The following is a 26,181-nucleotide window of genomic DNA, read 5'->3' as shown; positions in this document are numbered from 1 at the left end:
TCGGGGCGGGCCCGCTCTCGCGTTCCGCCTTGCGAGAGGATCTGTTTGTGAGTGACGAGGCACTGCCGGGACACGTACGGCTGAGACTGGACCTGAGCTACGACGGCAAGGACTTCTCCGGCTGGGCCAAGCAGGCCGGCGGCCGGCGCACGGTCCAGGGGGAGATCGAGGAAGCGCTGCGCACGGTGACGCGCTCCTCCCGGACGTACGAGCTGACCGTCGCCGGGCGCACCGACGCCGGTGTGCACGCCCGTGGACAGGTGGCGCACGTCGATCTGCCCGAGGACGTGTGGGCCGAGCACCGGGAGAAGCTGCTGAAGCGGCTCGCAGGGCGGCTCTCGCGCGATGTGCGGGTCTGGCGGGCCCAGGAGGCCCCGGAGGGGTTCAACGCCCGGTTCTCGGCCGTCTGGCGGCGTTACGCGTACCGGGTGACCGACCACCCCGGCGGGGTCGACCCGCTGCTGCGCGGTCATGTGCTCTGGCACGACTGGCCGTTGGACGTCGACGCGATGAACGCCGCGGCCGAACGGCTGGTGGGGGAGCACGACTTCGCGGCCTACTGCAAGAAGCGTGAGGGTGCCACGACCATCCGCACGCTCCAGCGGCTCGACTGGGAGCGGGACGCCTCCGGCGTCATCACGGCGACCGTCAGGGCCGACGCCTTCTGCCACAACATGGTGCGCTCGCTGGTGGGCGCGATGCTGTTCGTGGGGGACGGGCACCGGCCGGTGGAGTGGCCGGCGAAGGTGCTGGCCGCGGGCGTACGGGACTCGGCCGTCCATGTCGTACGCCCGCACGGCCTCACGCTGGAGGAAGTGGGCTACCCCGCCGACGAGTTGCTCGCCGCGCGCAACCTGGAGGCCCGCAACCGGCGGACGCTGCCCGGGTCAGCCGGCGGGGGCGGTGGCTGCTGCTGAGGCCTGCGCCTCACCCCGGCGCACGATCTGGCGGAAGGTGAACTCCGCCAGGTCGTCGCCGGTCTGGAACGCCTTGGTGTCGCCCTTCGTGACCGACTTGGCCTTGGTGTAGCCGGTCGCGGTGAAGTAGGCGTAGCGGCCGTAGGAGTTGGCCGTGAAACGGCACACCGGGCCGCCCTTGCAGAAGGTCGGCACACCGGCGCCGGGCAGCGGTGCGACATTGCCGCTCGCCTGGGCGACGGCCTTCTTCGCCTCGGCCTCCAGCCCGAAGACCGCGACACCGACGGTGACCGCGATGCCGTCCTTGCTGTAGGTGGCGCGGAAGACCTGGTCGCAGCCGTTCTTCTCGAGGACCCCGCCCAGAGAGCCCTGGGTGGCCGACGAGCAGGTGCCGGTGCGGGCGGTCGCGCCCTTGGCGTAGACCCGGTTGCCCATGGTCAGCTTCTTGCCCGGGAAGAGGGTCTGGACGCTCAGCGGTGCCGTGTCCTTCTTCTCGCTGGAGATGAAGTCCTTCGGGTTCGGCGGCGGCAGCGGCGCGACCGAGGAGAACGACGGCTCGGGCCGCGTGGAGTCACTGGGCAGCGCCGGAGCCCCGGGCAGCTGACCGGTCGAGTCGCCGGACGCCGTGTCGTTGCCGTCGCCCGAGGAGACGATCGCCGTCGCCACGATGCCCGCGATCGCGGCCGTCGCCAGCGCTCCGCCGCCGATCAGCAGCCATCGCCTGCGGCGGGCGCGGGTCGCGGAGGCGTCGGCGAGCGCGGCCCAGTCCGGAGTGTCTCCCGTACGGGACGAACGCGCGCCGAAGGGATCGAACGGATCCGACGCTCCCTGACGGGAGTTGTACGGATCCTGGTTCTGTGCACCGGACCCCCACTGAGGTCCCCCCTGCCCAAAGCTCATGCCGCGCATCCTAAACCTGTTGGGAGCACAGGGCCGCCGCCCTCAGAATCGGAGCATGGGACATCTAGAGGCCGCACATCTCGAGTACTACCTGCCGGACGGGCGGGTACTGCTCGCGGACGCGTCGTTCAGGGTCGGCGAAGGCGCGGTGGTCGCGCTGGTCGGAGCCAATGGCGCGGGCAAGACGACGCTGCTGCGGATGATCGCGGGGGAGCTCCAGGCGCACGGCGGCACGGTGACGGTCAGTGGTGGACTGGGTGTGATGCGTCAGTTCATCGGCTCGGTACGTGACGAACGCACCGTCCGGGATCTGCTCGTCTCGCTCGCCCAGCCGCGGATCCGCGAGGCCGCCGAGGCGGTCGACGAGGCCGAGCATCTGATCATGACCGTCGACGACGAGGCCGCGCAGATGCGGTACGCGCAGGCGCTGAGCGACTGGGCGGAGGCGCGCGGATACGAGGCCGAGACCCTCTGGGACATGTGCACCACGGCCGCGCTGGGCGTCCCGTACGAGAAGGCGCAGTTCCGCGAGCTGCGGACGCTCTCCGGCGGTGAGCAGAAGCGGCTGGCGCTGGAGGCGCTGCTGCGGGGCCCCGAGGAAGTGCTGCTGCTCGACGAGCCGGACAACTATCTCGACGTGCCCGGCAAGCGCTGGCTGGAGGAGCGGCTCAAGGAGACCCGCAAGACCGTTCTGTTCGTCTCGCACGACCGGGAACTGCTGTCGCGCGCCGCGGAGAAGATCGTCAGCGTGGAACCGAGTCCGGCCGGCTCGGACGTGTGGGTGCACGGCGGAGGCTTCGGGACGTACCACGACGCCCGCAAGGAGCGGTTCGCGCGCTTCGAGGAGCTGAAGCGGCGCTGGGACGAGGAGCACGCCCGGCTGAAGGCGCTGGTGCTGCGGCTGCGGCAGCAGGCGGCGATCAGCCCCGACATGGCGTCGCGGTACCGGGCGATGCAGACCCGGTTCAAGAAGTTCGAGGAGGCGGGGCCGCCGCCGGAGCCGCCGCGCGAGCAGGAGATCCGGATGCGGCTGCGCGGCGGGCGCACCGGCGTGCGCGCTCTGACCTGCAAGGGCCTCGAACTCACCGGGCTGATGAAACCCTTCGACCTGGAGGTCTTCTACGGCGAGCGGGTGGCCGTCCTCGGCTCGAACGGCTCGGGCAAGTCCCACTTCCTGCGGCTGCTCGCCGGCGACACGTCCGTGGCCCACAAGGGCGAGTGGAAGCTCGGCGCGCGCGTGGTGCCGGGGCATTTCGCCCAGACGCACGCGCACCCCGAGCTCCTCGGGCGCACGCTGGTCGACATCCTGTGGACCGAGCACGCCAAGGACCGCGGCGGCGCGATGTCGGTGCTGCGGCGCTACGAGCTGGAGCGCCAAGGGGACCAGACCTTCGACAAGCTCTCCGGCGGCCAGCAGGCCCGGTTCCAGATCCTCCTCCTGGAGCTGGAGGGCACCACGGCGCTGCTGCTCGACGAGCCCACGGACAACCTGGACCTGGAGTCGGCGGAGGCGCTCCAGGACGGCCTGGAGGTCTATGAGGGCACCGTGCTCGCCGTCACGCACGACCGCTGGTTCGCGAAGTCCTTCGACCGGTATCTGGTCTTCGGCTCGGACGGCGTGGTCCGGGAGACGGCGGAGCCGGTGTGGGACGAGCGGCGGGTCGAGCGGGCACGGTAGGCCGGGCGCGTTTTGACCCGTACGGGGCTGCGCGGGTAGTCTCGTCGATTGTTATGCGTATTGGCTTCGTCGTTCTCACGCGAAGGGCCCTTACGTAGGTTCCCTGGAGCAGTTACCAGTGGCTCGCATACGGGCTTCGTCCCCGGCGCTGTGAGCCCCAGCTGCATGATCGCTTCAGTGGATTCGTGTGTCTGGAACCCATCCAACGAAGAAGCGAAGGCTACGACCTTGCGTACGTACAGCCCCAAGCCCGGCGATGTCACGCGCCAGTGGCACATCATCGACGCGCAGGACATCGTCCTGGGCCGTCTCGCGACTACGGCAGCGAACCTCCTCCGGGGCAAGCACAAGCCGATCTACGCCCCCCACATGGACATGGGCGACTTCGTCATCATCATCAACGCCGAGAAGGTTCACCTCTCCGGCAACAAGAAGACCCAGAAGATGGCCTACCGCCACTCCGGGTACCCCGGTGGTCTGCGCTCCGTCCGCTACGACGAGCTGCTGGCCAAGAACCCGGAGAAGGCCGTGGAGAAGGCCATCAAGGGCATGATCCCGAAGAACACCCTGGGTCGTCAGATGCTCTCGAAGCTGAAGATCTACGCGGGCGAGAACCACCCGCACGCTGCTCAGCAGCCGGTCCCGTTCGAGATCACCCAGGTCGCGCAGTAGTTCCGGCCACCCCCTAAGACGTACAGAAAGATCTGAGGAGAATCGTGGCCGAGACCACTGCAGAGACCCCCGTCGAGGGCGAAGAGACCTACGCCGAGGTCACCACCTTCGAGTCGGAGACGCCCGTCGAGGGCGAGTACACCTCCGAGTCCCTCGCGTCCCGCTTCGGCGACCCGCAGCCCGCTGCGGGTCTGGGCCGTCGCAAGAACGCCATCGCCCGCGTCCGGATCGTTCCGGGCTCCGGCAAGTGGAAGATCAACGGTCGCACCCTTGAGGACTACTTCCCCAACAAGGTGCACCAGCAGGAAGTCAACGAGCCCTTCAAGGTGCTCGAGCTCGACGACCGCTACGACGTCATCGCCCGCATCTCGGGTGGCGGCGTCTCCGGCCAGGCCGGCGCCCTGCGCCTCGGTGTGGCCCGTGCGCTCAACGAGGCCGACGTGGACAACAACCGCGCCGCGCTGAAGAAGGCCGGCTTCCTGAGCCGCGACGACCGTGCGGTCGAGCGCAAGAAGGCCGGTCTCAAGAAGGCCCGCAAGGCCCCGCAGTACAGCAAGCGTTAATCGCCTGCTCGGCCTGCTTGTACGTACGCCCCGGCAGCACTCAGTGCTGCCGGGGCGTACGTCTTTCCACTACCTCGGGCGTATAACGGGCAACAGGCGCTCGAAGGCCTGCATTTTTCGGAGCATTTTCGGAGGACAGCTGTGGGACGACTCTTCGGCACGGACGGCGTGCGCGGTGTCGCCAATGCGGACCTGACGGCGGAGCTCGCGCTCGGTCTGTCGGTCGCGGCGGCGCATGTGCTCGCCGAGGCGGGGACCTTTGAGGGACATCGGCCGACCGCGGTGGTCGGGCGGGATCCGCGTGCGTCAGGAGAGTTTCTGGAGGCCGCCGTCGTGGCGGGACTCGCGAGCGCGGGCGTCAACGTCGTGCGCGTCGGGGTGCTGCCGACGCCGGCCGTGGCGTACCTCACGGGTTCGCTCGGTGCGGACCTCGGCGTGATGCTCTCCGCGTCGCACAACGCCATGCCGGACAACGGCATCAAGTTCTTCGCACGCGGCGGCCACAAGCTGGCCGACGAGCTGGAGGACCGCATCGAGACGGTGTACGAGCAGCACCGGACCGGTGAGCCGTGGGAGCGGCCCACCGGTGCGGGTGTCGGCCGGGTCACCGACTACGACGAGGGCTTCGACCGGTACGTCGCGCACCTCATCGCCGTCCTGCCGAACCGGCTCGACGGGCTGAAGGTCGTCCTGGACGAGGCGCACGGCGCTGCGGCCTGGGTCTCGCCCGAGGCGTTCGCGCGGGCCGGCGCCGAGGTCGTCACGATCGGTGCGGAGCCCGACGGGCTCAACATCAACGACGGGTGCGGCTCCACGCACCTGGACTCGCTGAAGGCCGCGGTCGTCGAGCACGGTGCGGCGCTCGGCATCGCGCACGACGGCGACGCGGACCGCTGCCTCGCGGTGGACGCGTCCGGCAACGAGGTCGACGGCGACCAGATCCTGGCGGTGCTGGCCCTGGCGATGCGCGAGGCGGGCACCCTGCGCGGGAACACGGTCGTCGCGACCGTCATGTCCAACCTCGGCTTCAAGCTGGCGATGGAGCGCGAGGGCCTCTCGCTCGTGCAGACGGCCGTCGGCGACCGGTACGTCCTGGAGTCGATGAAGGAGCACGGGTACGCGCTCGGCGGCGAGCAGTCCGGGCACGTCATCGTGCTCGACCACGCGACGACCGGCGACGGCACGCTCACCGGCCTGATGCTGGCGGCGCGGGTCGCCGCGACCGGCCGCTCGCTCGCGGACCTCGCCGCGGTCATGGACCGGCTGCCGCAGATCCTGATCAATGTGCCGGACGTCGACAAGTCGCGGGTGAAGACGTCGGCGGAGCTGGCGAGCGCGGTGGCGGAGGCGGAGCGGGAGCTCGGCTCCACGGGCCGTGTGCTGCTGCGTCCGTCGGGCACGGAGCCGCTGGTACGGGTGATGGTCGAGGCCGCGGACATCGAGCAGGCGCGGTCGGTGGCGAGCCGGCTCGCGGACGCGGTGAAGTCTTCGCTCGGCTGACGCGACGACTGCTTCTTGGTGTGTGCCCGTGCCCCGGGGTGGGTGCGGGCACACGCATGGTGCGGGTGGTGCGCGGGGCTCCGCCCCGGACCCCGCGCCTCGATCGCCGGCGGGGCTGGGTTTGTCTCGACCGCCGGCGAGGCCCGGGTTCGCCTCAGGCGCCGGCGAGGCTCGGGTTCGCCTCAGTCGGCGGCGGGGCTGGGTTTGCCTCAGTCGGCGGCGGGGCCCGGGTTTGGCTCGATCGACGGCGGGGCTTGATCCTGCTCCCGCGGCGGCTCAGGTGCTCACGATGCCCTGGCCGCCGAGCGGCGGCGTTGCAGGGCCCACAGTGACTTCTGGATCAGCAGCGTCAGCGTGCCCGCGAGCACGATGCCCAGCAGGTTCAGCAGCAGCTGCTCCGTCGATCCCCACGCCTGCGCGTACTCGCCGAAGCTGAACGCGACCGCCGCGTTCGCCGCCGCCGGGACCGTCGTCACCGAGATCGCCACGCCCACCAGCGCACCGGACTTCGCCGACGTCAGCGAGAGCATGCCCGCCGCGCCCGCGAGCACCGCGACGACGAACGAGAACCAGTCCGGGTTGTAGATGAAGCTGGTGTTGGGCCGTTCGGCCCGCACCTTCGCCGCGTCGAAGAGATCGACCCAGCTCATGAAGTGGCTGAAGCCGACCGTGATCAGCATGGCGAGGGCGAAACCCACGATCAGGGCGACGAACGAGCGCCACGCCAGCCGCGGAGCGCGCTGCACCAGCGCCGTGCAGAAACCGGCCAGCGGGCCGAACTCCGGGCCCACCGCCATCGCGCCCACGATGAGGATCGCGTTGTCGAGCACCACACCGCACGCCGCGAGCATCGTCGCCAGCGTCAGAAACGCTATGTAGGTGACGGAGAGCGTCGACTCCTCGTGGGTCGCGTCGGTCAGATGCTCCCAGAGCACCGCGTCCGCACCCTCGCCCGGTGCGTCCTTCTCGGCCTTGTCGGCCCGCTTCGACAGCGACAGTTCGATGCCCTCGACGGCGATCGAACCGTGCTCGTCGAGGCCGAGGGTCCGCAGACCCCCGATCAGTTCGTCGGCCGCCTCGCGCGCCACGTCGCACTGCACCACGTCGCCGGCGGGATCGCGAGCCGCCCCCGCGAACACGGCGAGATGGGCCGTGCCGACCGTCCCCTCGATGAGACGTACCGCCTCGTCGGTCGTGTCCGCCGGGGTGATCAGGCGCAGATGCAGCACCCGCTGCCTCCTCAGAGCTTGCGCAGGGACAGACGCTGGACCTTGTGGTCGGGACCCTTGCGGAGCACCAGGGTGGCACGGCTGCGCGTGGGTGCCACGTTCTCCAGCAGGTTGGGCTTGTTGATGGTGCGCCACATCGTCCGGGCGTAGTCCAGTGCCTCGTCCTCGGAGACCTGGGTGTACTTCCGGAAGTACGAGAACGGGTTCTGGAACGCCGTCTCCCGCAGTTTGCGGAAGCGGTTGAGGTACCAGTGCTCGATGTCCTCGGCGCGGGCGTCGACGTACACCGAGAAGTCGAAGTAGTCGGCGAGACCGACGCGGGTGCGGCCGTCCTTGCCGGGCAGCGCGGGCTGGAGCACGTTGAGGCCCTCGACGATCAGGATGTCGGGGCGGCGGACCGTCAGGCGTTCGCCGGGCACGATGTCGTAGATCAGATGCGAGTAGACGGGGGCCGTGACCTCGTCCTTGCCCGCCTTGATGTCGGCGACGAACCGGGTCAGGGCCCTGCGGTCGTACGACTCGGGGAAGCCCTTGCGGGACATCAGCCCGCGTGACTCCAGCTCCTTCATCGGCAGCAGGAAGCCGTCGGTGGTGACCAGTTCGACGCGCGGGTGCTCGGGCCAGCGGGCGAGGAGGGCCTGGAGCAGTCGGGCGACGGTGGACTTGCCGACCGCGACGGAGCCGGCGACCCCTATGACGAACGGCGTGCCGCGCTGGGCGCCGTGCCCGCCGCCCGCGTCACCGAGGAAGGTGTTGAGCGCGCCCCGCAGTTCACCGGTGGCCTGGACATACAGATTGAGGAGTCGCGACAGCGGCAGATAGACGTCCCGCACCTCGTCCAGGTCGATGACGTCGCCCAGCCCTCGCAGCCGCTCGACCTCCTCGGCCGTGAGGGGGAGCGGCGTCTTCTCGCGCAGCGCGCTCCACTCCGCGCGGGTGAGGTCGACGTAGGGCGTCGACGCGTGTTCGGCCCGGCGGTGGGCGCTTCGTGGCGGCGAAGAGATCACCTACACATTGTCAGGGGTGCGGGCGGGTTCTGGGTGGTGTGCTCGGTCACGCGCCGCGTGCCGCCGTAGGCTGCCGACATGTGCGGAATCGTGGGTTACGTCGGCGGACAGTCGGCGCTTGATGTGGTCATCGCGGGCCTGAAGCGGCTGGAGTACCGGGGCTACGACTCGGCCGGGGTCGCCGTGCTCTCCGACGGCGGGCTGGCCGCGGCGAAGAAGGCGGGCAAGCTCGTCAATCTGGAGAAGGAGCTGGTGGACCGGCCGCTGCCGAGCGGTTTCACCGGCATCGGGCACACCCGGTGGGCCACGCACGGCGGGCCGACCGACATCAACGCGCACCCTCATCTCGACAACGCGGGCCGTGTCGCCGTCGTGCACAACGGCATCATCGAGAACTTCGCCGCCCTGCGGGCCGAGCTGGCGGAGCGCGGGCACGACCTCGCCTCGGAGACCGACACCGAGGTCGTGGCGCATCTGCTCGCCGAGAACTTCTCCTCCTGCGGCGACCTCCCCGAGGCGATGCGCCAGGTGTGTCGCCGGCTGGAGGGTGCCTTCACCCTGGTCGCGGTGCACGCGGACGAGCCGGACGTGGTCGTGGGCGCGCGCCGCAACTCACCGCTGGTGGTGGGCGTCGGCGACGGCGAGTCCTTCCTCGCCTCGGACGTCGCGGCGTTCATCGCCCACACCCGCTCGGCGCTGGAGCTCGGCCAGGACCAGGTCGTGGAGCTGCGCCGGGACGGGGTGACGGTCACCGACTTCGACGGCGCTCCGGCGGACGTGCGCGCCTACCACGTGGACTGGGACGCCTCGGCCGCCGAGAAGGGCGGCTACGACTACTTCATGCTGAAGGAGATCGCCGAGCAGCCGAAGGCGGTCGCCGACACCCTGCTGGGCCGTATCGACGCGGAGGGCTCGCTCACCCTCGACGAGGTGCGCATCCCGGCGTCGGTGCTGCGCGAGGCCGACAAGGTCGTCATCGTGGCCTGCGGCACCGCCTTCCACGCGGGCATGATTGCCAAGTACGCCATCGAGCACTGGACGAGGATCCCGTGCGAGGTGGAGCTGGCGAGCGAGTTCCGCTACCGCGATCCGATCCTGGACCAGCGCACGCTGGTGATCGCGATCTCCCAGTCCGGCGAGACCATGGACACCCTGATGGCGCTGCGGCACGCGCGGGAGCAGGGCGCGCGGGTGCTGGCCATCTGCAACACCAACGGCTCGACCATCCCGCGGGAGTCGGACGCCGTGCTCTACACGCACGCCGGTCCCGAGGTCGCCGTGGCGTCCACGAAGGCGTTCCTGACCCAGCTGGTGGCCTGCTATCTGGTCGCGCTGTATCTGGGGCAGGTGCGGGGCACCAAGTGGGGTGACGAAATCCGGGCCGTCGTACGGGACTTGGCGAAGATCTCCGGCGAGGTCGACCGGGTGCTGGAGACCATGGAGCCGGTCCGCGCGCTGGCCCGCTCGCTCGCCGACAAGAACACCGTCCTGTTCCTCGGCCGTCATGTGGGCTACCCGGTGGCCCTGGAGGGGGCGCTGAAGCTCAAGGAACTGGCGTACATGCACGCGGAGGGCTTCGCCGCCGGCGAGCTCAAGCACGGGCCGATCGCGCTGATCGAGGAGGACCTGCCGGTGGTGGTCGTGGTGCCGTCGCCGCGCGGCCGCTCGGTCCTGCACGACAAGATCGTCTCGAACATCCAGGAGATCAGGGCGCGCGGGGCGCGGACGATCGTGATCGCGGAGGAGGGGGACGAGACGGTCGTGCCGTACGCCGACCACCTCATCCGTATTCCGGTCACACCGACGCTGCTCCAGCCGATGGTGGCGACCGTGCCGTTGCAGGTCTTCGCCTGTGAGCTGGCGACGGCCCGCGGCAACGAGGTGGACCAGCCCCGCAACCTCGCGAAGTCGGTCACCGTCGAATGATCATCGGGGTGGGGATCGACGTCGCCGAGATCGACCGGTTCACCGCGTCGATGCGGCGCACCCCCGGAATGGCCGGACGGCTCTTCGTGGAGAGCGAGTTGCTGCTGCCCAGCGGGGAGCAGCGGGGCTATGCCTCCCTCGCGGCCCGGTTCGCCGCGAAGGAGGCGCTCGCCAAGGCCCTCGGCGCGCCCGCGGGTCTGTACTGGACGGACGCCGAGGTGTACGTCGAGGACAACGGCAGGCCCCGGCTGCGGGTGCGTGGCACGGTCGCCGCGCGGGCCGAGGAACTCGGGGTGCGGTCCTGGCACGTCTCGCTCAGTCATGACGCGGGCGTGGCCTCCGCCGTGGTGATCGCGGAGGGCTGACAGGGGGCCGGCGCCCGCGGGCTCGTACGGGCAAGTGCGCTCCCGCCCGGCGCACTTGGATCCCGCGCGGGCCGGCACTCGGTGGGGCAGACTCGGGGGCATGCGTACTGCGTACAGCGTGGAGACCGTCAGGAACGCCGAGTCCGAGCTGATGGCCCGGCTCCCGGAGGGCGTCCTCATGCAGCGGGCGGCGGCCGGGCTGGCCGCCGCCTGTGCCGATCTGCTCGGCCGGGTGTACGGAGCGCGCGTCGTCGTGCTCGTGGGCAGTGGGGACAACGGCGGCGACGCGCTGTACGCCGGCGCCCGGCTCGCCCGCCGCGGTGCGGGTGTCTCCGCGGTGCTCCTCGCCCCGGACCGGACACATCAGGGCGGCCTCGCGGCCTTCACCGGCGCGGGCGGCCGGGTCACGGACGACCCCTTCGAGGTGCTGGCCGTCGCCGACCTGGTGCTGGACGGCATCACCGGCATCGGCGGCAAGGGGGGTCTGCGGCCGGACGCCGTACCGGTGGCCCGCGCGGCCCGCGGCTCGAACGCCGTCGTCGTCGCCGTCGACCTGCCGAGCGGTGTCGAGGCGGACAGTGGCGAGGTGCGCGGGGAGGCCCTGCGGGCGGACGCGACGGTGACGTTCGGCACGTACAAGCCGGGGCTGCTCATCGACCCGGCCCGCGAGTACGCCGGCACGGTACGGCTCGTCGGCATCGGCCTGGAGGCGCATCTGCCGTCCGTGCCGGACTTGGAGGCGCTCCAGCACGCGGACGTGGCCCGTCTGCTGCCCGAACCGGCGGCGGAGAGCGACAAGTACCGGCGGGGCGTCGTCGGCGTCGTCGCCGGCTCCGCCCGCTACCCCGGCGCGGCGGTGCTGGCCGTGGCGGGCGCGCTGCGCGGCGGGGCGGGGGCCGTGCGGTACGTGGGGCACGCGGCCGAAGCGGTGATCGCCCGGTTCCCCGAGACGCTGGTCCACGCGGGACCGCCGGCGAAGGCGGGCCGGGTACAGGCCTGGGTCGTCGGCCCGGGTCTCGGCGACGACGAGGAGGCCGTACGCGACGTCCTCGCCTCGGACGTCCCGGTGCTGGTCGACGCGGACGGTCTGCGGTTGCTGGACGCAGCGGCCGTACGCGACCGCGAGGCGCCCACCCTGCTGACCCCGCACGCGGGCGAGGCGGCGGCGCTGCTCGGTGTACCGCGCGAGGAGGTGGAGTCCTCACGGCTGGCCTCCGTCCGCGAACTGGCCGCGCGCTACGGCGCGACGGCGCTCCTCAAGGGCTCGACCACGCTGGTCGCCGCGCCGGAGGGCAGCGGTACGCCTGTCCGGGTCAACCCGATGGGCAGTCCGTGGCTGGCGACGGCGGGCAGTGGCGATGTGCTCTCGGGCCTCGCGGGCTCCTTGCTGGCGGCGGGTCTGGAGCCGCGCGACGCGGGGTCGGTGGCGGCGTATCTGCACGGTCTCGCGGCGCGGCTCGCGGTGGCGGAGGGCACGCCGATCACGTCGTACGAGGTGGCATCGGCGCTCTCGTCGGCGTGGCACGACGTGACCCACACCTGAGGGGGTGCGCCTCAATCGCCGGCGGGGCTTGATGTGCGGGGCGGGCGTGGTCTGCGGGGCAGGCATTTCAGCCCGTCCGGCGTTTGAGGACACGCCCGTAGGGCGTGCGGTGTGACGAGGGGTGCGGGTGGTGGCCGGGGCGCTGCCCCGGACCCCGCGCCTCAATCGCCGGCGGGGCTTGATGTGCGGGCCCATGCCTCGGCGGGCTGGCTGGCTGTGCGGGGCAGGTAATTCCAGCCCGTCCGGCGTTTGAGGACACGCCCGTAGGGCGTGCGGTGTGACGAGAGGCGCGGCCGGCCGGCGGGGCGCTGCCCCGGGCCCCGCGCCTCAATCGCCGGCGGGGCTTGATGTGCGGGTGCTTGCCCCGGCGGGGCACGCCGGCTGTGCGGGCAGGCAATTGCAGCCCGTCCGGCGTTTGAGGACACGCCCGCAGGGCGTGCCGTGCGACGACAGGCGCGGCCGGCCGGCGGCGCGCCCCCGCTCACCGGACCGGGTTCCTGCGGCCGCCAGGCCGCCCCGCAAAGGATCCTCACCGCCCTCTGAGACACTGGGCGCGATGAGCCAGACACCGCCGCCGCGCGCCCGCGCCGAGATCGATCTCGCAGCCCTGCGCGCCAACGTCCGCGCCCTGCGCGCCCGCGCGCCCCAGGCCGCCCTCATGGCCGTGGTGAAGTCGGACGCGTACGGACACGGCATGGTGCCCTGCGCCAGGGCGGCCCAGGCGGCCGGGGCGACCTGGCTCGGCACAGCGACCCCCCAGGAGGCGCTGACGCTGCGCGCGGCCGGCATCCAGGGGCGCGTGATGTGCTGGCTGTGGACCCCCGGCGACCCGTGGCGCGAGGGCATCGAGGCCGATCTCGACATGGGGGTGAGCGGCCTGTGGGCGCTCACCGAGGTCACGGCCGCCGCCCGGGAGGCGGGACGCCCGGCGAGGATCCAGCTCAAGGCCGACACCGGCCTCGGCCGCAACGGCTGCCAGCCTGCCGACTGGCCCGAACTGGTCGCCGCCGCGCTCGATGCGGAGGCCGAGGGCACCGTGAAGGTGACCGGCCTGTGGTCCCATTTCGCGTGCGCCGACGAGCCCGGTCACCCCTCGATCGCTGCCCAGCTGGACGTGTTCCGCGAGATGGTGGCGTACGCCGAGAAGGAGGGCGTCGAGCCCGAGGTCCGGCACCTGGCCAACTCCCCGGCCACCCTGACCCTTCCCGACTCGCACTTCGACCTGGTCCGTACGGGCATCGCGATGTACGGCATCTCGCCCAGCCCCGAGCTCGGCACGCACGAGGAGCTCGGCCTGCGGCCGGTCATGACGCTCGCCGCCTCCCTCGCGCTGGTCAAGCAGGTCCCGGCCGGACACGGCGTCAGTTACGGGCACCACTACGTCACCTCGCACGAGACGACGCTCGGCCTCGTCCCCCTCGGCTACGCGGACGGCATCCCGCGCCACGCGTCCGGCCGGGGTCCGCTGCTGGTCGGCGGCGAACGGCACACGATCGCGGGGCGGGTCGCCATGGACCAGTTCGTGGTCGACCTCGGTGGGCAGAAGATCCACGAAGGCGCCGAGGCACTCTTGTTCGGGCCGGGTGACCGGGGCGAGCCGACCGCCGAGGACTGGGCGGAGGCGGCAGGGACCATCGCCTACGAAATCGTCACCCGCATCGGAACAAGGGTTCCGCGCGTCCATCTGAACGAGGACTCCGACGAGTAGGAGCGGCACGGTGAGCGAGACCAGCACGGGGGACGTCGTGGCGGTGGCGGCTACGGCCGTTCAGTCCGCCGCGACGGGCAGCTGGCGCCGGGCGGGCGTCGCCGGCGCCGCGATAGGCGTGATCGCCGCCGGCGCCGCGGCCGGCGTCGCACTGGAGCGGCTGACGGTGGGCCGCGGCATGCGCAAGAAGGCCCGGCTCGCACTGGACGCGGCGGGCCCGTACGGCGCGCTGCGCGGACTGCCCGGCAAGGCACTCGCCGACGACGGCAGCGAGCTGTACTACGAGGTGGACGACGTCGACCCGGACGCGGCGGGCCCGCGCCGCCGCCGGCTCTTCGGCCGCAAGGCGCCCGCGCCGGTCACGGTCGTCTTCAGCCACGGCTACTGCCTCAGCCAGGACTCCTGGCACTTCCAGCGCGCCGCCCTGCGCGGCCTCGTGCGCACCGTGCACTGGGACCAGCGCAGCCACGGCCGCTCCAGCCGGGGCGCCTCGCAGTCGGGCCCGGACGCCGTACCGGTCTCCATCGACCAGCTGGGCCGTGACCTGAAGGCGGTCATCGACGCGGCGGCGCCCGAGGGCCCGCTCGTGCTCGTCGGGCATTCCATGGGCGGGATGACCGTGATGGCGATGGCCGACCAGTTCCCCGAGGTCGTGCGCGAGCGCGTCGTCGGCGTCGCCTTCGTGGGCACCTCGTGCGGCCGGCTCGGCGAGGTGAACTACGGCCTCCCGGTCGCGGGCGTCAACGCGGTACGGCGGGTGCTCCCCGGCGTCCTGAAGGCGCTCGGCTCGCAGGCCGAGCTGGTCGAGCGCGGCCGGCGCGCCACCGCCGACCTCTTCGCCGGTCTGATCAAGCGCTACTCGTTCTCGTCCAAGGACGTCGACCCGGCGGTCGCGCGGTTCGCCGAGCGGATGATCGAGTCGACCCCCATCGACGTGGTCGCGGAGTTCTACCCGGCCTTCGTCGAGCACGACAAGGCGGAGGCGCTGCCCATCTTCCGCGAGGTGCCGGTGCTCGTCCTCGCGGGTGACAAGGACCTGGTGACCCCGAGCTCGCACAGCGAGGCCATCGCGGACCTGCTCCCGGACTCCGAGCTGGTGATCGTGCCGGACGGCGGACACCTGGTGATGCTGGAGCACCCGGAGGTCGTCACGGACCGGCTGGCGGACCTGCTGGCACGCGTCGGAGCCGTACCGGCAGCGGCTAACGTTGGCCCGTATGGAAGCACCGCACAGCCCGGCGGCTGAGGCCGTCGCCCGTCTCGCCGTCGAATCCCCCGAGCAGATGCAGGACGTGGGGCGCCGGCTCGCGAAACTGCTGCGCCCCGGCGACCTGGTGATGCTCACCGGTGAGCTCGGCGCCGGCAAGACGACGCTGACCCGGGGCCTCGGTGAAGGCCTCGGGGTCCGCGGCGCCGTCACCTCCCCGACCTTCGTCATCGCCCGGGTCCACCCCTCGCTCACCGGCGGCCCCGCGCTGGTCCACGTCGACGCGTACCGCCTCGGTGGGGGACTGGACGAGATGGAGGACCTCGACCTCGACGTCTCGCTGCCCGAGTCGGTCGTGGTCGTGGAGTGGGGCGACGGCAAGGTCGAGGACCTCTCCGACGACCGGCTGCATGTGGTCATCCACCGGGTCGTGGGCGACACGGACGACGACCGTCGCGATGTCACGCTGACCGGGTTCGGTGGCCGGTGGTCGGGTGTGGACCTGGCCGCGGCCGGAATCTGAGCGAGGGACGTCGCGGGCCCGAGTGACGGGCATCGCGGTCCCGGCGGCAGCCGAGGTGGCGGCACCCGGCCTGGCGGTACCGGGGCCTGGCGGCACCCGAGTGTGGCGGCACCCGGGCCTGGCGGCACCCGGACCCGGCGGCACAGGGGCGACCGGACCCGCGGCACCCGAGCCCGGCGCAACGGACCCCCGCACCGGGCCCGTCCATACCTGCCTCGCCGCATCCGCTCCGGGGGTCCCCGCGGTCCGAACAGACGATGTTCCGACATTCCGTCGGGAAGATGTTGCGCAGGTCGCACTGCGCATGGTCACATGGTACGGAGATCTGGTTAGGTCTACCTAACCGGCCTGCCCCCGGAGACCCAGGAGGCATCCATGCCGGCGTCCGAACGCGAGCACCAGCCACGGCAGCAGCCGGCGCAGTCCGCGCCGCCGTCGCCGTCCCTCCTGTCGATGCGCGATCTGCTGGCCTCGTGTGCGGCGGCCAGCGCGGTGTCCACACCGCCCAGGGACGAACAGCCCGCCACCCGGGACGAGCCCCGCCGCGACGCCGCGTAGCTCGGGGCCCGGGAAACTGGGAAGACGAGCCGCGACTCGTCCAGTTCGGTCACGGCTCGTCATTCGTACGAGCGGTTTTTCCGAGGGGTTTCCGGTGGGCGACGAGCCGGCATGAGCCGAGTCCTCTGTGGCCCGCGGGAGCCGTCCCTACGGGAGAACGACGACCTTCGAGCCGATCGTCGCGAACGTCCACATCGCGTCGCCGTCCGCCCGCTTCATCCGCACGCCGCCGGTCTTCTTCTCCGGGTCGGGGCTCGCCAGCACGCCGTTCGTCGCGGCGCTGAAGCCGATCGCCACGTCGTCCACGCTGGCGAACCGCACCACATGCTCGATCGGCACCCCGTCCGAACCGGGCACCTGCCCGGAGCGGGAGGTCACCGAGTACGAGCCCGGCGCCGGGCTCACCGTCGACGGCATGACCGCGAACGTCCGCGTGACCTTGTTCTTCGCGCTAACGAGCCAGACCCGGCGGTCGCCGAGCGAGTACACGACACGGGCGCCGGCGCCCGAATCGGCGGGCAGCGCGAGGGGATTCTCGGGCTTCTGCTCGGGAACCTTCGCCGACGGGGCCGTACTCGGTGTCCGGGACGTGCCCAGTGAGTCGGGGGCGCTCGCCTGCGCCTGATAGGCGAGGAAACATACGGCCGCCAGAGCCGCCGCCGTGAGCCCGGCCACTAGACCCGAGCTGCTCCGTGCCACCGTGTCCGCCTCTCTCTCCCTCGGCCGCGCGGGCCGGGGAGTGCCCCCATGTCCTGGTGGAGGTGACGGTAGCAGCAGGCGCTCGGGCCGACGGCGCTCCATGCCCCCGGCGCGGGAGCCGTAGGCTGTTTGCGTGCTCCTGCTCGCCGTTGATACCGCCACGCCCGCCGTCACCGCCGCCCTCCACGACGGCACGTCCGTCGTCGCCGCCTCCAGCAGCGTCGACGCCCGACGGCACGGCGAACTGCTGCTGCCCGCCGTCGACCGTGTCCTCGCCGAGGCGGGGGTGAAACTCGACGCCGTCACCGCCGTGGTGGCCGGCGTCGGACCCGGCCCCTACACCGGCCTGCGGGTCGGCCTGGTGACGGCCACGACCTTCGGCTCGGCGCTCGGAGTGCCGGTCCACGGCCTCTGCACGCTGGACGGCCTCGCATACGCCTCCGGCCTGGAGGGACCGTTCGTCGTCGCCACGGACGCCCGCCGCAAGGAGGTCTACTGGGCCCGCTACGCCTCCCCGCGCGAGCGGATCGGAGAGCCCGCGGTCGACCGGCCCGCCGATATCGCCGAGCAGGTGGCCGGACTGCCCGTCGTCGGGGCCGGCGGACTGCTCTACCCGGAGGCCTTCCCCGACACCCGGGCCCCCGAGCATGTGTCGGCCGCGGCCCTGGCGTCGCTGGCCGCCGAGAAGCTGGCCGCGGGCGAGGAGTTCCTGCCCCCGCTGCCGCTGTATCTGCGCAGGCCGGACGCCCAGGTGCCGAAGAACTACAAGGTGGTCACGCCCAAGTGAGCGCTTCCCCGGCCGCGCTGCGTGAGATGCGCTGGTGGGACATCGGGCCCGTGCTCGACCTGGAACACGCCCTGTTCCCGGAGGACGCCTGGTCGACCGGCATGTTCTGGTCCGAGCTCGCGCACTCCCGCGGGCCGCGCGCGACGCGCCGCTATGTGGTCGCCGAGGCGGACGGAAAGATCGTCGGCTACGCGGGCCTGGCGGCCGCCGGCGGTCTCGCGGACGTCCAGACCATCGCCGTCGCCCGCGATCAGTGGGGCACGGGACTGGGCGCCCGGCTGCTCACCGATCTGCTCCAGCACGCCACCGCCTTCGAGTGCGACGAGGTGCTCCTCGAAGTGCGCGTGGACAACACCAGGGCCCAGAAGCTGTACGCGCGCTTCGGCTTCGAGCCCATCGGACTCCGGCGCGGCTACTACCAGCCGGCCAATGTCGACGCCCTCGTCATGCGGCTCCCCGTACAAGGAACAGAGACTTAACTGATGGCTGACGAACCGCTCGTACTCGGCATCGAGACCTCCTGCGACGAGACCGGCGTGGGCATCGTCCGCGGCACGACGCTGCTCGCCGACGCCATCGCCTCCAGTGTGGACACACACGCCCGTTTCGGCGGAGTCGTGCCCGAGATCGCCTCGCGCGCGCACCTGGAAGCGATGGTGCCGACCATCGAGCGCGCGCTCCAGGAGGCCGGTGTCTCGGCGCGTGACCTCGACGGCATCGCGGTGACCGCGGGCCCGGGCCTCGCGGGCGCCCTGCTGGTGGGTGTGTCGGCGGCCAAGGCGTACGCGTACGCCCTCGGCAAGCCGCTGTACGGGGTGAACCACCTCGCCTCGCACATCTGCGTCGACCAGTTGGAGCACGGCCGGCTACCCGAGCCGACGATGGCGCTGCTGGTCTCCGGCGGTCACTCCTCGCTGCTGCTCGCGCCGGACATCACCAGCGACGTACGGCCCCTGGGCGCGACGATCGACGACGCCGCCGGTGAGGCCTTCGACAAGATCGCGCGCGTGCTCGACCTCGGCTTCCCGGGCGGTCCGGTGATCGACCGGCTCGCCAAGGAGGGCGATCCGGCGGCGATCGCGTTCCCGCGCGGCCTGTCCGGCTCGCGCGACCCGGCGTACGACTTCTCCTTCTCCGGGCTCAAGACCTCCGTCGCCCGCTGGATCGAGGCGAAGCGGGCCGCGGGCGAGGAGGTGCCGGTGCGCGACGTGGCCGCGTCCTTCCAGGAGGCGGTCGTCGACGTACTGACCCGCAAGGCGGTGCGCGCCTGTCTCGACGAGGGTGTCGACCACCTGATGATCGGCGGCGGTGTGGCCGCCAACTCCCGGCTGCGGGCGCTGGCCCAGGAGCGCTGCGAGAAGGCCGGCATCCGGCTGCGGGTGCCGCGGCCGAAGCTGTGCACGGACAACGGCGCGATGGTCGCCGCGCTGGGCGCGGAGATGGTGGCGCGCAACCGGCCGGCGTCCGACTGGGAGCTGTCCGCGGACTCCTCGCTCCCGGTGACGGACCCGCACGTCCCGGGAGCCGCGCACGACCACACCCACGACCACGACCATGTGCACGAGGTCAGCAAGGACAACCTGTACTCATGACGGCCGTCGCCCTGATGTGGGAGGCCCGCGCGGTCGAGGGCCGGGGGCCGGAACTGCTCGCCTGGGCCAGGGCGCAGGAACTGCCGCGGGAGCCCGTACGTGTCGAGTTCTTCCGCGCACCGGACGACCGCGTCCTGGTCATCACCTGGTGGGAGGCCCCGGGCCTCGACGCGGACCTGCCGGAGCTGCCGGAGCCGGACGGGGGGCTGGTGACGCGTCCGGTGCACCGGTGGCGGTTCGAGGCGGTTCCGTAGGCGGTTCTGCGGGTTCCGGCGGCGGTACCGCAGGCGGCAGTGCGGACTCAGGAGGAAGCTCACGGCGGCCCCCTTGGGCGGAGCCGGGGCGTTCCGATGGCAGCTCGGGAAGATTCTCAGAAGAATTCTCCGGGAGCTGTCGATCCGGCGGCCTCCCGTTCGACGCAGGGGTGAGAGGCAGGGAAGTCCCCCGCCCTCCCGACCGAGGAGTCACCATGCCGCGCTTCCTGACCATGATCCGTATCGAGGAGCAGAACCTGCCCAGGGAGGCCGCCGGCCCCGAGTTCGACGAGCGCATGGGCGCGCTGTTCGAGGAGATCACCAAGGCCGGGGTCATGCTCGACACCGCCGGGCTCACCCCGACCGCCGACGGCACCCGGGTCCACTGGTCCACCGGAAAGATCAGCTACACCGACGGGCCGTTCACCGAGACCAAGGAAGTCATCGGCGGCTACTCCATCATCCAGGCCAAGGACAAGGCCGAGGCCCTGGAGTGGGCCAAGCGCTTCCTGGAGATCCACCCGGCCGAATGGAACGTCACCGCCGAGGTCCGCCAGATCGAGGAGTGAGAGCCGGTCGCGCTTGCCCCGCCCCGGCACGGCTGTTCTGATGGGTGGCCGTGACGGCAGCAAGCGCGACCGAAACGGTCGAAGCGGTGTTCAGGATCGAGTCCGCGCGGATCATCGCCGGCGTCGCCCGCATCGTGCGGGACGTGGGCATAGCCGAGGAACTCGCGCAGGACGCCCTGGTCGCCGCGCTGGAGCAGTGGCCGGAGTCGGGCGTGCCGGACAGACCCGGCGCCTGGCTCATGGCCACCGCCAAGCACCGCGCGATCGATCTCGTACGCCGCAAGGAGACGTACGCGCGCAAGCTGGCCGAGGTCGGGCGGAGCCTGGAGGACGTGCCGCCGCCCGAGCCGTCGGACGTAGACGACATCGACGACGACCTGCTGCGGCTGATCTTCACCGCGTGCCACCCGGTGCTCTCCACCGAGGCGCGGATCGCGCTGACCCTGCGGCTGCTCGGCGGGCTGACGACCGAGGAGATCGCCCGCGCCTACCTCGCCCCGGAGCCGACGGTCGCGCAGCGCATCGTCCGCGCGAAGCGGTCGCTCGCGAAGGCCGGCGTCCCCTTCGAGGTACCGGGCCCCGCCGAGCGCGCCGAGCGTCTGGACTCCGTGCTGGAGGTCATCTACCTGATTTTCAACGAGGGTTACTCGGCCACGGCCGGCGACGACTGGCTGCGCCCGGCGCTGTGCGAGGACGCCCTGCGCCTCGCCCGCGTCCTCACGGGCCTGATGCCCCGCGAGCCGGAGGTGCACGGTCTGACGGCGCTGCTGGAGTTCCAGGCTTCCCGCATCGCGGCCCGCACGGGCCCCGACGGCGAGCCGGTGCTGCTCGCGGACCAGAACCGCGCCAAGTGGAACAGGATGCTGATCGGGCGCGGCATGGACGCCCTGCAACGAGCGGGCACCGGCCCGTACGCGGTCCAGGCGGCCATCGCGGGCTGCCACGCCCAGGCGGTCCGCTACGAGGACACCGACTGGCGGACGATCGCCTCCCTCTACGGCCGTCTGGCCGCGCTCGTCCCTTCCCCGGTGGTCGAGTTGAACCGGGCGGTCGCGATCTCGATGGCAGAGGGCCCGGCGGCGGGCCTGGCCCTGGTGGACGCCCTCGCCGGGGAACCGGCCCTGAAGGACTACCACTTGCTGCCGAGTGTGCGGGGTGACCTGCTGGAACGCCTGGGGCGGGGTGCGCAGGCGCGTACGGAGTTCGAGCGGGCGGCGTCGCTGACCCGCAACGAACGGGAGAGGGAGCTGCTGCTGGAGCGGGCCGCACGCTGCGCGCCGTAGGCGGCCACGGCGAGCTTCGAGATCCCACCGACAGGTACGGTCCGGAACGACCGGACGGACGTCCAGCACACGGACGACCGGGGTGCCGTCCGCAGCACGATCACCGTCGACGAGCGCTTCGGCGAGGCGTGCCTCCGGGGTTCCCTCCGTGGGCGCCCTGCCGGGGCTCGAAGCTCAGGTGCGGTCTCCCATGATGCATCACAACTCCGCATGCCCCGGGCTCGGTTCGTCGTACGCGTCGAGCCACGTAGCGGCAGGTCGGGGCTTGAGCTTCGGGGCTCGGGATTCGAGCTCCTTCTCTACAGATTGGGTGGGGGGATTGTTCCCACCCACCCACCCCAACTCGGCCGCGCACCAGGCGAGATGACTTTTTGTGATCGAGTCGCGACACACTGCCGTTGCCGTGTAGCGTGCGCCCCGAAGGCAGACAGAACGACCCCCATGCGGTGCTACCAACACCACACAGGGGTCTGACCTACAAGATCGTGGAGCCGATCTCATGGCTGTTCAGCAGTTTAATCCTGCCCCGCGCCCGGCCGCCCATCCGATGGCCAATCCGGGTTACGGCAAACGGCTCGCCCCCTCCCAACGCCCCCGCCGCGCGGACGACTTCGCACATCTGCCCAGGCGTGAAGCGGCGGTCGCGGACTATGTCGACCGGCAGCCCGAGGGCGCGGACATCTCGGTGAAGACGCTCGCCAAGCACCTGCCGGGCTACGGCCAGTGCGCGGTGGCGACCATTCTGAACAGCCTCTCGGCGGCGGGCCACTACCGCCGTGTCCGCCAGTGCGTCACGAGCGCGTCGGGCACGAACATCTGGGTCTGGCGCTCGTACTGGTCCCGCACGCCCCGCGACGACGCCTGGTGGGCGAACTTCGCGGCCGGCGAACTCGGGACCTCGACGATCCCTGCCGCCCTGGCGAGGACGGCGGGCTACGACGTCCTGGCCCGACTCGGGCGTATCGAGGCGCGGCTGACGCTCTCGGCGTCGGAGTGCGCGGCACTGGAGGCCGCGGCGGGCGCATGGTTCGAGCGCGGCGCGAGCGAGAGCCAACTGCTCTCGGCCATGACGGCGGGACTCCCGGCACAGGTCTCCCACCCGTACGGCTTCGTCCGCGCCCGCCTGCTGTCGAAGCTCCCACCGGAACCCCCGGCGCCCCGAATGGTGATGGAGTGCACGGACTGCGGAGCCCCGGGCGAACCGGCGTCCTTGCCGGGAGGCCTGTGCCGCACATGCTCGGACACGGTCCGGATTGCCGCACCGCCGCCCGCGTCCGCCGGGGTCCACGACCGGGTGGGGCGCCTGCGCTCGGCGCTGCGGGCGGGCCCGGGGGACTGAGGCGGTGGCCCGCGGGGGCGCCTGCGCTCGGCGCTGCGGGCGGGGCCGGGGGACTGAGGCGGTGGCCCGCGCGACGCGGGAGCGGCCTCAGTGCTTGTCCCACACCGGAGGGTGCGCTTCTGCCAAGTGACCGATACATGCCTGCGCCAGCATCGGCAGGAACTCTACGAAATCCGCAGACCCGGACCCTCCTCCCAGTTCCATGGAGAAGAAGCGGTCCAGAGAGTCTTCGTGGTTCTGGAAGAGGGCCAACGCTTCATAGGCTTCGGCGGCCAGACCGGGAAGTTCCCACACACATGCGGGATGGCACTCCTCGATCAGCATCCGGATGCCCTCCTCCACGGAGGCGCCTTGCATATCATCCGAGACCGCCAGGCCGTCCTGGCCGAAGTAGATCATCAGGTACTGACGGAAGCGCGGGAAACGCAACAGCAGTTCCTCGGCGGTGAGCGGTGGCCGGTAGTACTCTTCGCGGCTTCCCGAGTACCACTGCTCGACGTGGGAGGCGATGGCCCGAAGAGTGGTCGATGTGCATTCCGCCGGGACCGCCCGAGGGAGGTCTTTCAGCTCTTCTCTGCCGCCCCCGCCCGACGGATCCGCGTCGAACAGGTCGGCGGCCTGACGCAGTTGAGCCGCAACTTCGTAGAGCGTCCGCCCGCCGCCCTTCTGGGCGTAGACAAGGCCGCGAAGAACCGGGTGCAGCCGGCTCTGCCATTCTCCGGTATCGCCGGGGATGCCGGTGGAGGCGAAAACGCTCAACAGGGATCGGGCACCCGACAAGCGGAAATACGCCATGGTCTCTTCGCTCAGCATGGGGACCTTTCTGATGCACACAACGGCACGTGATGTTGTGTCCTGGTAGTTCGACGGACGTGGCGGTGGGGGACACGAGGGCGACGATCCGCCGTCATCACCGCCCGACGGGCTCAGCCCGGCGGTCTCGATACGGGAGCGGCCCTCAGTGCTGCTCCTCGAAGTGGACGTGGACGGCGTCGAGAATGGCCCGCAGGACCGGCTCGGAGGCCCAGGGGATCACCTCGACGAGCCCGGCCCCCCGCGCCTGCGATGTGGGGAAAAACAGCAGAGCCTCCTGCACCTGTGCGGCCAGCGCGGACATGTCCTGATGGCAGCGGTTCGGATGCTCGCTCGCGACGCCCTCCCGCACCCCTTCGTCGAAGTCCTCATACTCGCCAGAGTCCACCCACCACCAGAACTCCGCGATTCTGCCGAACTTCAGAACGGCTTCCCAGGCTGCCATGGGCAGTTCATCGAAATCCGGAAGAGACTCCCGTTCCTGAAGTCGGAGCAGACCGGAAAGCAGCCTGAGGAATTCCGGCCCCGGGAGATCGCCGGCGGCTTCGGCAAGCTTCTCGGAGAACCCGATGGGCGTCGCCGGCGGCTTCCCGGACTCGAGCTGATCCGAGAGCAGATCGAGGAGGGCCGACACCGTGGCCACGGGCATGGCCCAGTCGGTCTCCGGTGAGTTCCTGACCGTTCGGCAGAACCGGGCCAGCTCGTCCTCAAGGGCGGCGTCGGCGCTGTCCCGTCGGCACGCGACTGCCAGATCGAGGAGCCTGGAGACCGGGCCGTTGTTGAAGACAGCTCCGGTGTACGTGGTCATCTCGTGCATGCTGAGGGGCGCCCTGGAATGGACCGTCAGGATCTGACGGAGGCGCGGGAAGGGCTGCTCACCGCTGGCGCAGTTGCACGGCCAGGTCCGCGAGCCAGCCGCTGGGGGTGAAAGGCTCCGGCGGGTCGACCTCCATGCCCAACTCGTCCAGGGCCAAGGCGTAGTCCGACTCCTCCAGGGGAAGGGTCAGGGCATCGTGCACCTCACCCGTGAGCTGGGCGATCAGGCCGCTGTCTGTGGTGTCCAAGTAGTCCTGAAGCGCCTCGTCGTGGTCCTCGAACTCGTCGGGCATGTCCTGTGAGAACCAGCCGCCCAGAAGCTGCGCCAGTTCCGGGAAGCGGGCATGCCATTCCCAACGAGTCCGGGGCGGGGCGGGAGGCGGGGCCTGGCCCGTCTCGACGCTCTCCTTGAGCCGGTCGGCGAGGCGAATGAGCCACCCCTGGATCTCGTCGTCGGGAAGACCGACGTCCGGTACGGGATAGAACTCGCCGAGCCGCAGGCGCAGCCGCCCGGGCGGGTTGCCGGCGTACTCGCGCAGTTGCTGCTCGGCGATCGCGATCGCCCACGGGCGGGTGCGCCATGTGTGCCGGAGGTAGGCCGTGAGCGGTTCGTCGTCGTCGGCGTTCCGGCCTGTGTAGGCGCGGACGACCTGGTCCAACTCGCCGAACTTGCGGTCGTGTTCGCGCGGCTTCAGGGACACGGATGCCTCTAGAGGTAGATCGGGAAGGTGGCGTGGACGGTGAACCCGTGGGGGCTCGCCGTGTCCCGCTTGAGGACCACGCGGGCGGAACGGACGTCAATGGGCTCACGCCCGGCGAGCATCATCGCCTGCAACAGGACGCGCCCTACGGGCTGAGGGCGGGACGGCCAGGCGCTCTCGATGGTGAGCCGATCGCGGGTGGACTGTGCGAGCCAGCGGTGAATGACCTGCTCGTTGGCGGTCACGACGTGCTGGGTCGCCCACTGGGCGGTCTCCCGGTCGGGGTACGTGGCGGACCGAGTTCTCATGGTTCTGAGTACCTATTGCCTTTTCCAGACGGGTGGGTGGTGGGCCTTCATATGGTCGATGCACGTCTGCGCCAACAACGGGAGGAACTCCATGAAATCCGGCTCCCCCGAGCCTCCGCCGTGTTCCTGAGCGAAGAATCGGTCGACGGTGTCTTCGTCGTGGAAGACAGCCAGCGCCTCATAGCACTCGGCGGCCACTCCGGGGAGTTCCCAGGGGCACTGCGGATGGACATGATCGATCCACATCTGGAGGCCCTCTTCAATCGTAGATCCACTCATGTCGTCGGAGATCGCAGTGCCGTCCTGGCCGAAGTAGACGGACAGCAGAGGAATGAGGCGTGGAAAACGCAGAGAGAGCTCGGATGTTGTCACCATGACATCGCCTCTGGGCTTCGAGGTGCATTCCTCGACATGGTCGGCGATCTCTCGGAGGGTGACAGGTGTCATATCCAGCGGACTTGCTTGTGGAATCCTCTTCGGGAGGGGCGTTCCTTTTGTCAGTGCATCGGTGAAGAGATCAGCCGTCAGGCGCAGTTCGGCAGCGACTTCCCACAGGTTCCGTCCGCCGCCGGCAGCGGCGTAGTCCATCCCTCGCACCATCGGTGCCACGATGGGTTCCCACAGGTCGCGTTCTACCGGAAGTTTGCGGTGGAACGGTTTCAGGAGAGCTCTGGCACCCGAGATTCGGAAGTGCTCGCGCTGCCGCGGCGCAGATGTGGCCATG

General features: G+C 71.0%; 28 protein-coding genes. 19 read left to right on the top strand and 9 right to left on the bottom strand.

The genetic code is table 11. From position 1 onward, the window contains the following. Positions 1-47: 47 nt before the first annotated feature. Complete coding sequence (truA, locus tag RPQ07_RS15085; protein ID WP_313944673.1) at positions 48-917, top strand: tRNA pseudouridine(38-40) synthase TruA; 870 nt, start codon at positions 48-50, stop codon at positions 915-917. Here truA and RPQ07_RS15080 read toward each other — a convergent pair. Then, entirely contained in the window at positions 888-1,817 is a 930-nt protein-coding gene (locus tag RPQ07_RS15080; RefSeq protein ID WP_313944672.1) for a hypothetical protein, read from the bottom strand. The genes truA and RPQ07_RS15080 overlap by 30 nt on opposite strands. A gap of 55 nt (positions 1,818-1,872) precedes the next feature. On the opposite strand from RPQ07_RS15080, the gene RPQ07_RS15075 reads away from it, so the two are divergent. The 4 genes from RPQ07_RS15075 (at position 1,873) to glmM (ending at position 6,230) form a co-directional block, all read left to right on the top strand. After that, entirely contained in the window at positions 1,873-3,495 is a 1,623-nt protein-coding gene (locus RPQ07_RS15075) for an ATP-binding cassette domain-containing protein (protein WP_313944671.1), read from the top strand. A gap of 228 nt (positions 3,496-3,723) precedes the next feature. Further along, positions 3,724-4,167 carry a 50S ribosomal protein L13 gene (rplM, locus tag RPQ07_RS15070; RefSeq protein WP_313944670.1) on the top strand — a complete coding sequence of 148 codons (444 nt, stop codon included), beginning with the start codon at positions 3,724-3,726 and terminating at the stop codon, positions 4,165-4,167. A gap of 44 nt (positions 4,168-4,211) precedes the next feature. After that, entirely contained in the window at positions 4,212-4,730 is a 519-nt protein-coding gene (rpsI, locus tag RPQ07_RS15065; protein ID WP_313944669.1) for a 30S ribosomal protein S9, read from the top strand. Positions 4,731-4,871: 141 nt separating this feature from the next. After that, positions 4,872-6,230: a phosphoglucosamine mutase gene (gene glmM, locus RPQ07_RS15060; RefSeq protein WP_313944668.1), complete on the top strand. Its 1,359-nt coding sequence runs from the start codon at positions 4,872-4,874 to the stop codon at positions 6,228-6,230. Positions 6,231-6,514: 284 nt separating this feature from the next. On the opposite strand, the gene RPQ07_RS15055 is transcribed toward glmM, so the two are convergent. After that, entirely contained in the window at positions 6,515-7,459 is a 945-nt protein-coding gene (locus tag RPQ07_RS15055) for a DUF389 domain-containing protein (protein WP_313944667.1), read from the bottom strand. An 11-nt stretch (positions 7,460-7,470) separates the two neighbouring features. Continuing rightward, entirely contained in the window at positions 7,471-8,466 is a 996-nt protein-coding gene (coaA, locus tag RPQ07_RS15050; protein ID WP_313944666.1) for a type I pantothenate kinase, read from the bottom strand. Positions 8,467-8,544: 78 nt separating this feature from the next. Here coaA and glmS point away from each other — a divergent pair, with 78 nt between their 5' ends. The 7 genes from glmS to RPQ07_RS15015 all read left to right on the top strand — a co-directional run bounded on the left by glmS (position 8,545) and on the right by RPQ07_RS15015 (position 16,296). Continuing rightward, positions 8,545-10,392, top strand: coding sequence for a glutamine--fructose-6-phosphate transaminase (isomerizing) (gene glmS / locus RPQ07_RS15045; RefSeq protein ID WP_313944665.1), 1,848 nt, complete (start codon positions 8,545-8,547; stop codon positions 10,390-10,392). After that, a complete protein-coding gene (locus RPQ07_RS15040) occupies positions 10,389-10,757 on the top strand; it encodes a holo-ACP synthase (protein WP_313944664.1) in 369 nt (122 codons plus the stop codon). Before glmS ends, RPQ07_RS15040 begins: the two co-directional genes overlap by 4 nt. A 100-nt stretch (positions 10,758-10,857) precedes the next feature. After that, positions 10,858-12,300, top strand: coding sequence for an NAD(P)H-hydrate dehydratase (locus RPQ07_RS15035; RefSeq protein WP_313944663.1), 1,443 nt, complete (start codon positions 10,858-10,860; stop codon positions 12,298-12,300). Between the two features lie 556 nt (positions 12,301-12,856). Further along, a complete protein-coding gene (gene alr / locus RPQ07_RS15030; protein WP_313944662.1) occupies positions 12,857-14,008 on the top strand; it encodes an alanine racemase in 1,152 nt (383 codons plus the stop codon). 10 nt (positions 14,009-14,018) lie between these two features. After that, positions 14,019-15,254, top strand: a complete 1,236-nt coding sequence (locus RPQ07_RS15025; protein WP_313944661.1) for an alpha/beta hydrolase — start codon at positions 14,019-14,021, stop codon at positions 15,252-15,254. Continuing rightward, positions 15,226-15,738, top strand: a complete 513-nt coding sequence (gene tsaE, locus RPQ07_RS15020) for a tRNA (adenosine(37)-N6)-threonylcarbamoyltransferase complex ATPase subunit type 1 TsaE (protein WP_313944660.1) — start codon at positions 15,226-15,228, stop codon at positions 15,736-15,738. The genes RPQ07_RS15025 and tsaE overlap by 29 nt, the downstream gene beginning before the upstream one ends. Before the next feature lie 375 nt (positions 15,739-16,113). Then, complete coding sequence (locus RPQ07_RS15015) at positions 16,114-16,296, top strand: hypothetical protein (protein ID WP_313944659.1); 183 nt, start codon at positions 16,114-16,116, stop codon at positions 16,294-16,296. Positions 16,297-16,443: 147 nt separating this feature from the next. Here RPQ07_RS15015 and RPQ07_RS15010 read toward each other — a convergent pair whose 3' ends face one another. Then, positions 16,444-16,995, bottom strand: coding sequence for a L,D-transpeptidase (locus RPQ07_RS15010; protein ID WP_313944658.1), 552 nt, complete (start codon positions 16,993-16,995; stop codon positions 16,444-16,446). A 133-nt stretch (positions 16,996-17,128) separates the two neighbouring features. On the opposite strand from RPQ07_RS15010, the gene tsaB reads away from it, so the two are divergent. The 7 genes from tsaB to RPQ07_RS14975 all read left to right on the top strand — a co-directional run bounded on the left by tsaB (position 17,129) and on the right by RPQ07_RS14975 (position 22,819). Next, complete coding sequence (gene tsaB, locus RPQ07_RS15005) at positions 17,129-17,782, top strand: tRNA (adenosine(37)-N6)-threonylcarbamoyltransferase complex dimerization subunit type 1 TsaB (protein ID WP_313944657.1); 654 nt, start codon at positions 17,129-17,131, stop codon at positions 17,780-17,782. Between the two features lie 26 nt (positions 17,783-17,808). Further along, positions 17,809-18,261, top strand: a complete 453-nt coding sequence (gene rimI, locus RPQ07_RS15000) for a ribosomal protein S18-alanine N-acetyltransferase (protein ID WP_383233943.1) — start codon at positions 17,809-17,811, stop codon at positions 18,259-18,261. A gap of 3 nt (positions 18,262-18,264) precedes the next feature. Continuing rightward, positions 18,265-19,374, top strand: a complete 1,110-nt coding sequence (gene tsaD / locus RPQ07_RS14995; protein WP_313944655.1) for a tRNA (adenosine(37)-N6)-threonylcarbamoyltransferase complex transferase subunit TsaD — start codon at positions 18,265-18,267, stop codon at positions 19,372-19,374. Next, complete coding sequence (locus tag RPQ07_RS14990) at positions 19,371-19,628, top strand: hypothetical protein (RefSeq protein ID WP_313944654.1); 258 nt, start codon at positions 19,371-19,373, stop codon at positions 19,626-19,628. Before tsaD ends, RPQ07_RS14990 begins: the two co-directional genes overlap by 4 nt. A 215-nt stretch (positions 19,629-19,843) precedes the next feature. Next, the gene (locus RPQ07_RS14985) at positions 19,844-20,197 is read left to right on the top strand and encodes a YciI family protein (RefSeq protein ID WP_313944653.1); all 354 of its coding nucleotides are present in this window, start codon (positions 19,844-19,846) and stop codon (positions 20,195-20,197) included. Between the two features lie 50 nt (positions 20,198-20,247). Beyond that, complete coding sequence (locus RPQ07_RS14980) at positions 20,248-21,480, top strand: RNA polymerase sigma factor (RefSeq protein WP_313944652.1); 1,233 nt, start codon at positions 20,248-20,250, stop codon at positions 21,478-21,480. A gap of 547 nt (positions 21,481-22,027) precedes the next feature. After that, a complete protein-coding gene (locus tag RPQ07_RS14975; protein ID WP_313944651.1) occupies positions 22,028-22,819 on the top strand; it encodes a hypothetical protein in 792 nt (263 codons plus the stop codon). Positions 22,820-22,906: 87 nt separating this feature from the next. On the opposite strand, the gene RPQ07_RS14970 is transcribed toward RPQ07_RS14975, so the two are convergent. From RPQ07_RS14970 to RPQ07_RS14950, 5 genes are all read right to left on the bottom strand, one after another. Continuing rightward, positions 22,907-23,632 carry a hypothetical protein gene (locus RPQ07_RS14970; protein WP_313944650.1) on the bottom strand — a complete coding sequence of 242 codons (726 nt, stop codon included), beginning with the start codon at positions 23,630-23,632 and terminating at the stop codon, positions 22,907-22,909. 145 nt (positions 23,633-23,777) lie between these two features. Continuing rightward, positions 23,778-24,440: a hypothetical protein gene (locus RPQ07_RS14965; protein ID WP_313944649.1), complete on the bottom strand. Its 663-nt coding sequence runs from the start codon at positions 24,438-24,440 to the stop codon at positions 23,778-23,780. 67 nt (positions 24,441-24,507) lie between these two features. After that, positions 24,508-25,149: a contact-dependent growth inhibition system immunity protein gene (locus RPQ07_RS14960; RefSeq protein ID WP_313944648.1), complete on the bottom strand. Its 642-nt coding sequence runs from the start codon at positions 25,147-25,149 to the stop codon at positions 24,508-24,510. A gap of 8 nt (positions 25,150-25,157) precedes the next feature. Beyond that, a complete protein-coding gene (locus RPQ07_RS14955; protein ID WP_313944647.1) occupies positions 25,158-25,457 on the bottom strand; it encodes an RNase A-like domain-containing protein in 300 nt (99 codons plus the stop codon). Positions 25,458-25,469: 12 nt separating this feature from the next. Next, on the bottom strand, positions 25,470-26,180 hold the full coding sequence (locus RPQ07_RS14950; protein WP_313944646.1) for a hypothetical protein: 711 nt from the start codon (positions 26,178-26,180) through the stop codon (positions 25,470-25,472). Between the last annotated feature and the right edge of the window lies 1 nt (position 26,181).

The organism is Streptomyces sp. AM8-1-1 (genome assembly GCF_032229325.1).
GTDB lineage: Bacteria > Actinomycetota > Actinomycetes > Streptomycetales > Streptomycetaceae > Streptomyces > Streptomyces achmelvichensis.
Note: the sequence above shows the minus strand (reverse complement) of the source record. Positions and strands in the feature narration are given on the sequence as shown.

Coding starts and splice junctions, on each gene's coding strand:
- RPQ07_RS15015 (WP_313944659.1), top strand. CDS start 16,114: ATGCCGGCGTCCGAACGCGAGCACCAGCCACGGCAGCAGCCGGCGCAG.
- RPQ07_RS14970 (WP_313944650.1), bottom strand. CDS start 23,632: ATGCTGAGCGAAGAGACCATGGCGTATTTCCGCTTGTCGGGTGCCCGA.
- tsaD (WP_313944655.1), top strand. CDS start 18,265: ATGGCTGACGAACCGCTCGTACTCGGCATCGAGACCTCCTGCGACGAG.
- RPQ07_RS15075 (WP_313944671.1), top strand. CDS start 1,873: ATGGGACATCTAGAGGCCGCACATCTCGAGTACTACCTGCCGGACGGG.
- alr (WP_313944662.1), top strand. CDS start 12,857: ATGAGCCAGACACCGCCGCCGCGCGCCCGCGCCGAGATCGATCTCGCA.
- RPQ07_RS14950 (WP_313944646.1), bottom strand. CDS start 26,180: ATGGCCACATCTGCGCCGCGGCAGCGCGAGCACTTCCGAATCTCGGGT.
- RPQ07_RS15080 (WP_313944672.1), bottom strand. CDS start 1,817: ATGAGCTTTGGGCAGGGGGGACCTCAGTGGGGGTCCGGTGCACAGAAC.
- RPQ07_RS14990 (WP_313944654.1), top strand. CDS start 19,371: ATGACGGCCGTCGCCCTGATGTGGGAGGCCCGCGCGGTCGAGGGCCGG.
- glmS (WP_313944665.1), top strand. CDS start 8,545: ATGTGCGGAATCGTGGGTTACGTCGGCGGACAGTCGGCGCTTGATGTG.
- RPQ07_RS14975 (WP_313944651.1), top strand. CDS start 22,028: ATGGCCAATCCGGGTTACGGCAAACGGCTCGCCCCCTCCCAACGCCCC.
- RPQ07_RS15035 (WP_313944663.1), top strand. CDS start 10,858: ATGCGTACTGCGTACAGCGTGGAGACCGTCAGGAACGCCGAGTCCGAG.
- RPQ07_RS14955 (WP_313944647.1), bottom strand. CDS start 25,457: ATGAGAACTCGGTCCGCCACGTACCCCGACCGGGAGACCGCCCAGTGG.
- rimI (WP_383233943.1), top strand. CDS start 17,809: ATGCGCTGGTGGGACATCGGGCCCGTGCTCGACCTGGAACACGCCCTG.
- RPQ07_RS14965 (WP_313944649.1), bottom strand. CDS start 24,440: ATGACCACGTACACCGGAGCTGTCTTCAACAACGGCCCGGTCTCCAGG.
- RPQ07_RS15040 (WP_313944664.1), top strand. CDS start 10,389: ATGATCATCGGGGTGGGGATCGACGTCGCCGAGATCGACCGGTTCACC.
- RPQ07_RS14985 (WP_313944653.1), top strand. CDS start 19,844: ATGCCGCGCTTCCTGACCATGATCCGTATCGAGGAGCAGAACCTGCCC.
- tsaE (WP_313944660.1), top strand. CDS start 15,226: ATGGAAGCACCGCACAGCCCGGCGGCTGAGGCCGTCGCCCGTCTCGCC.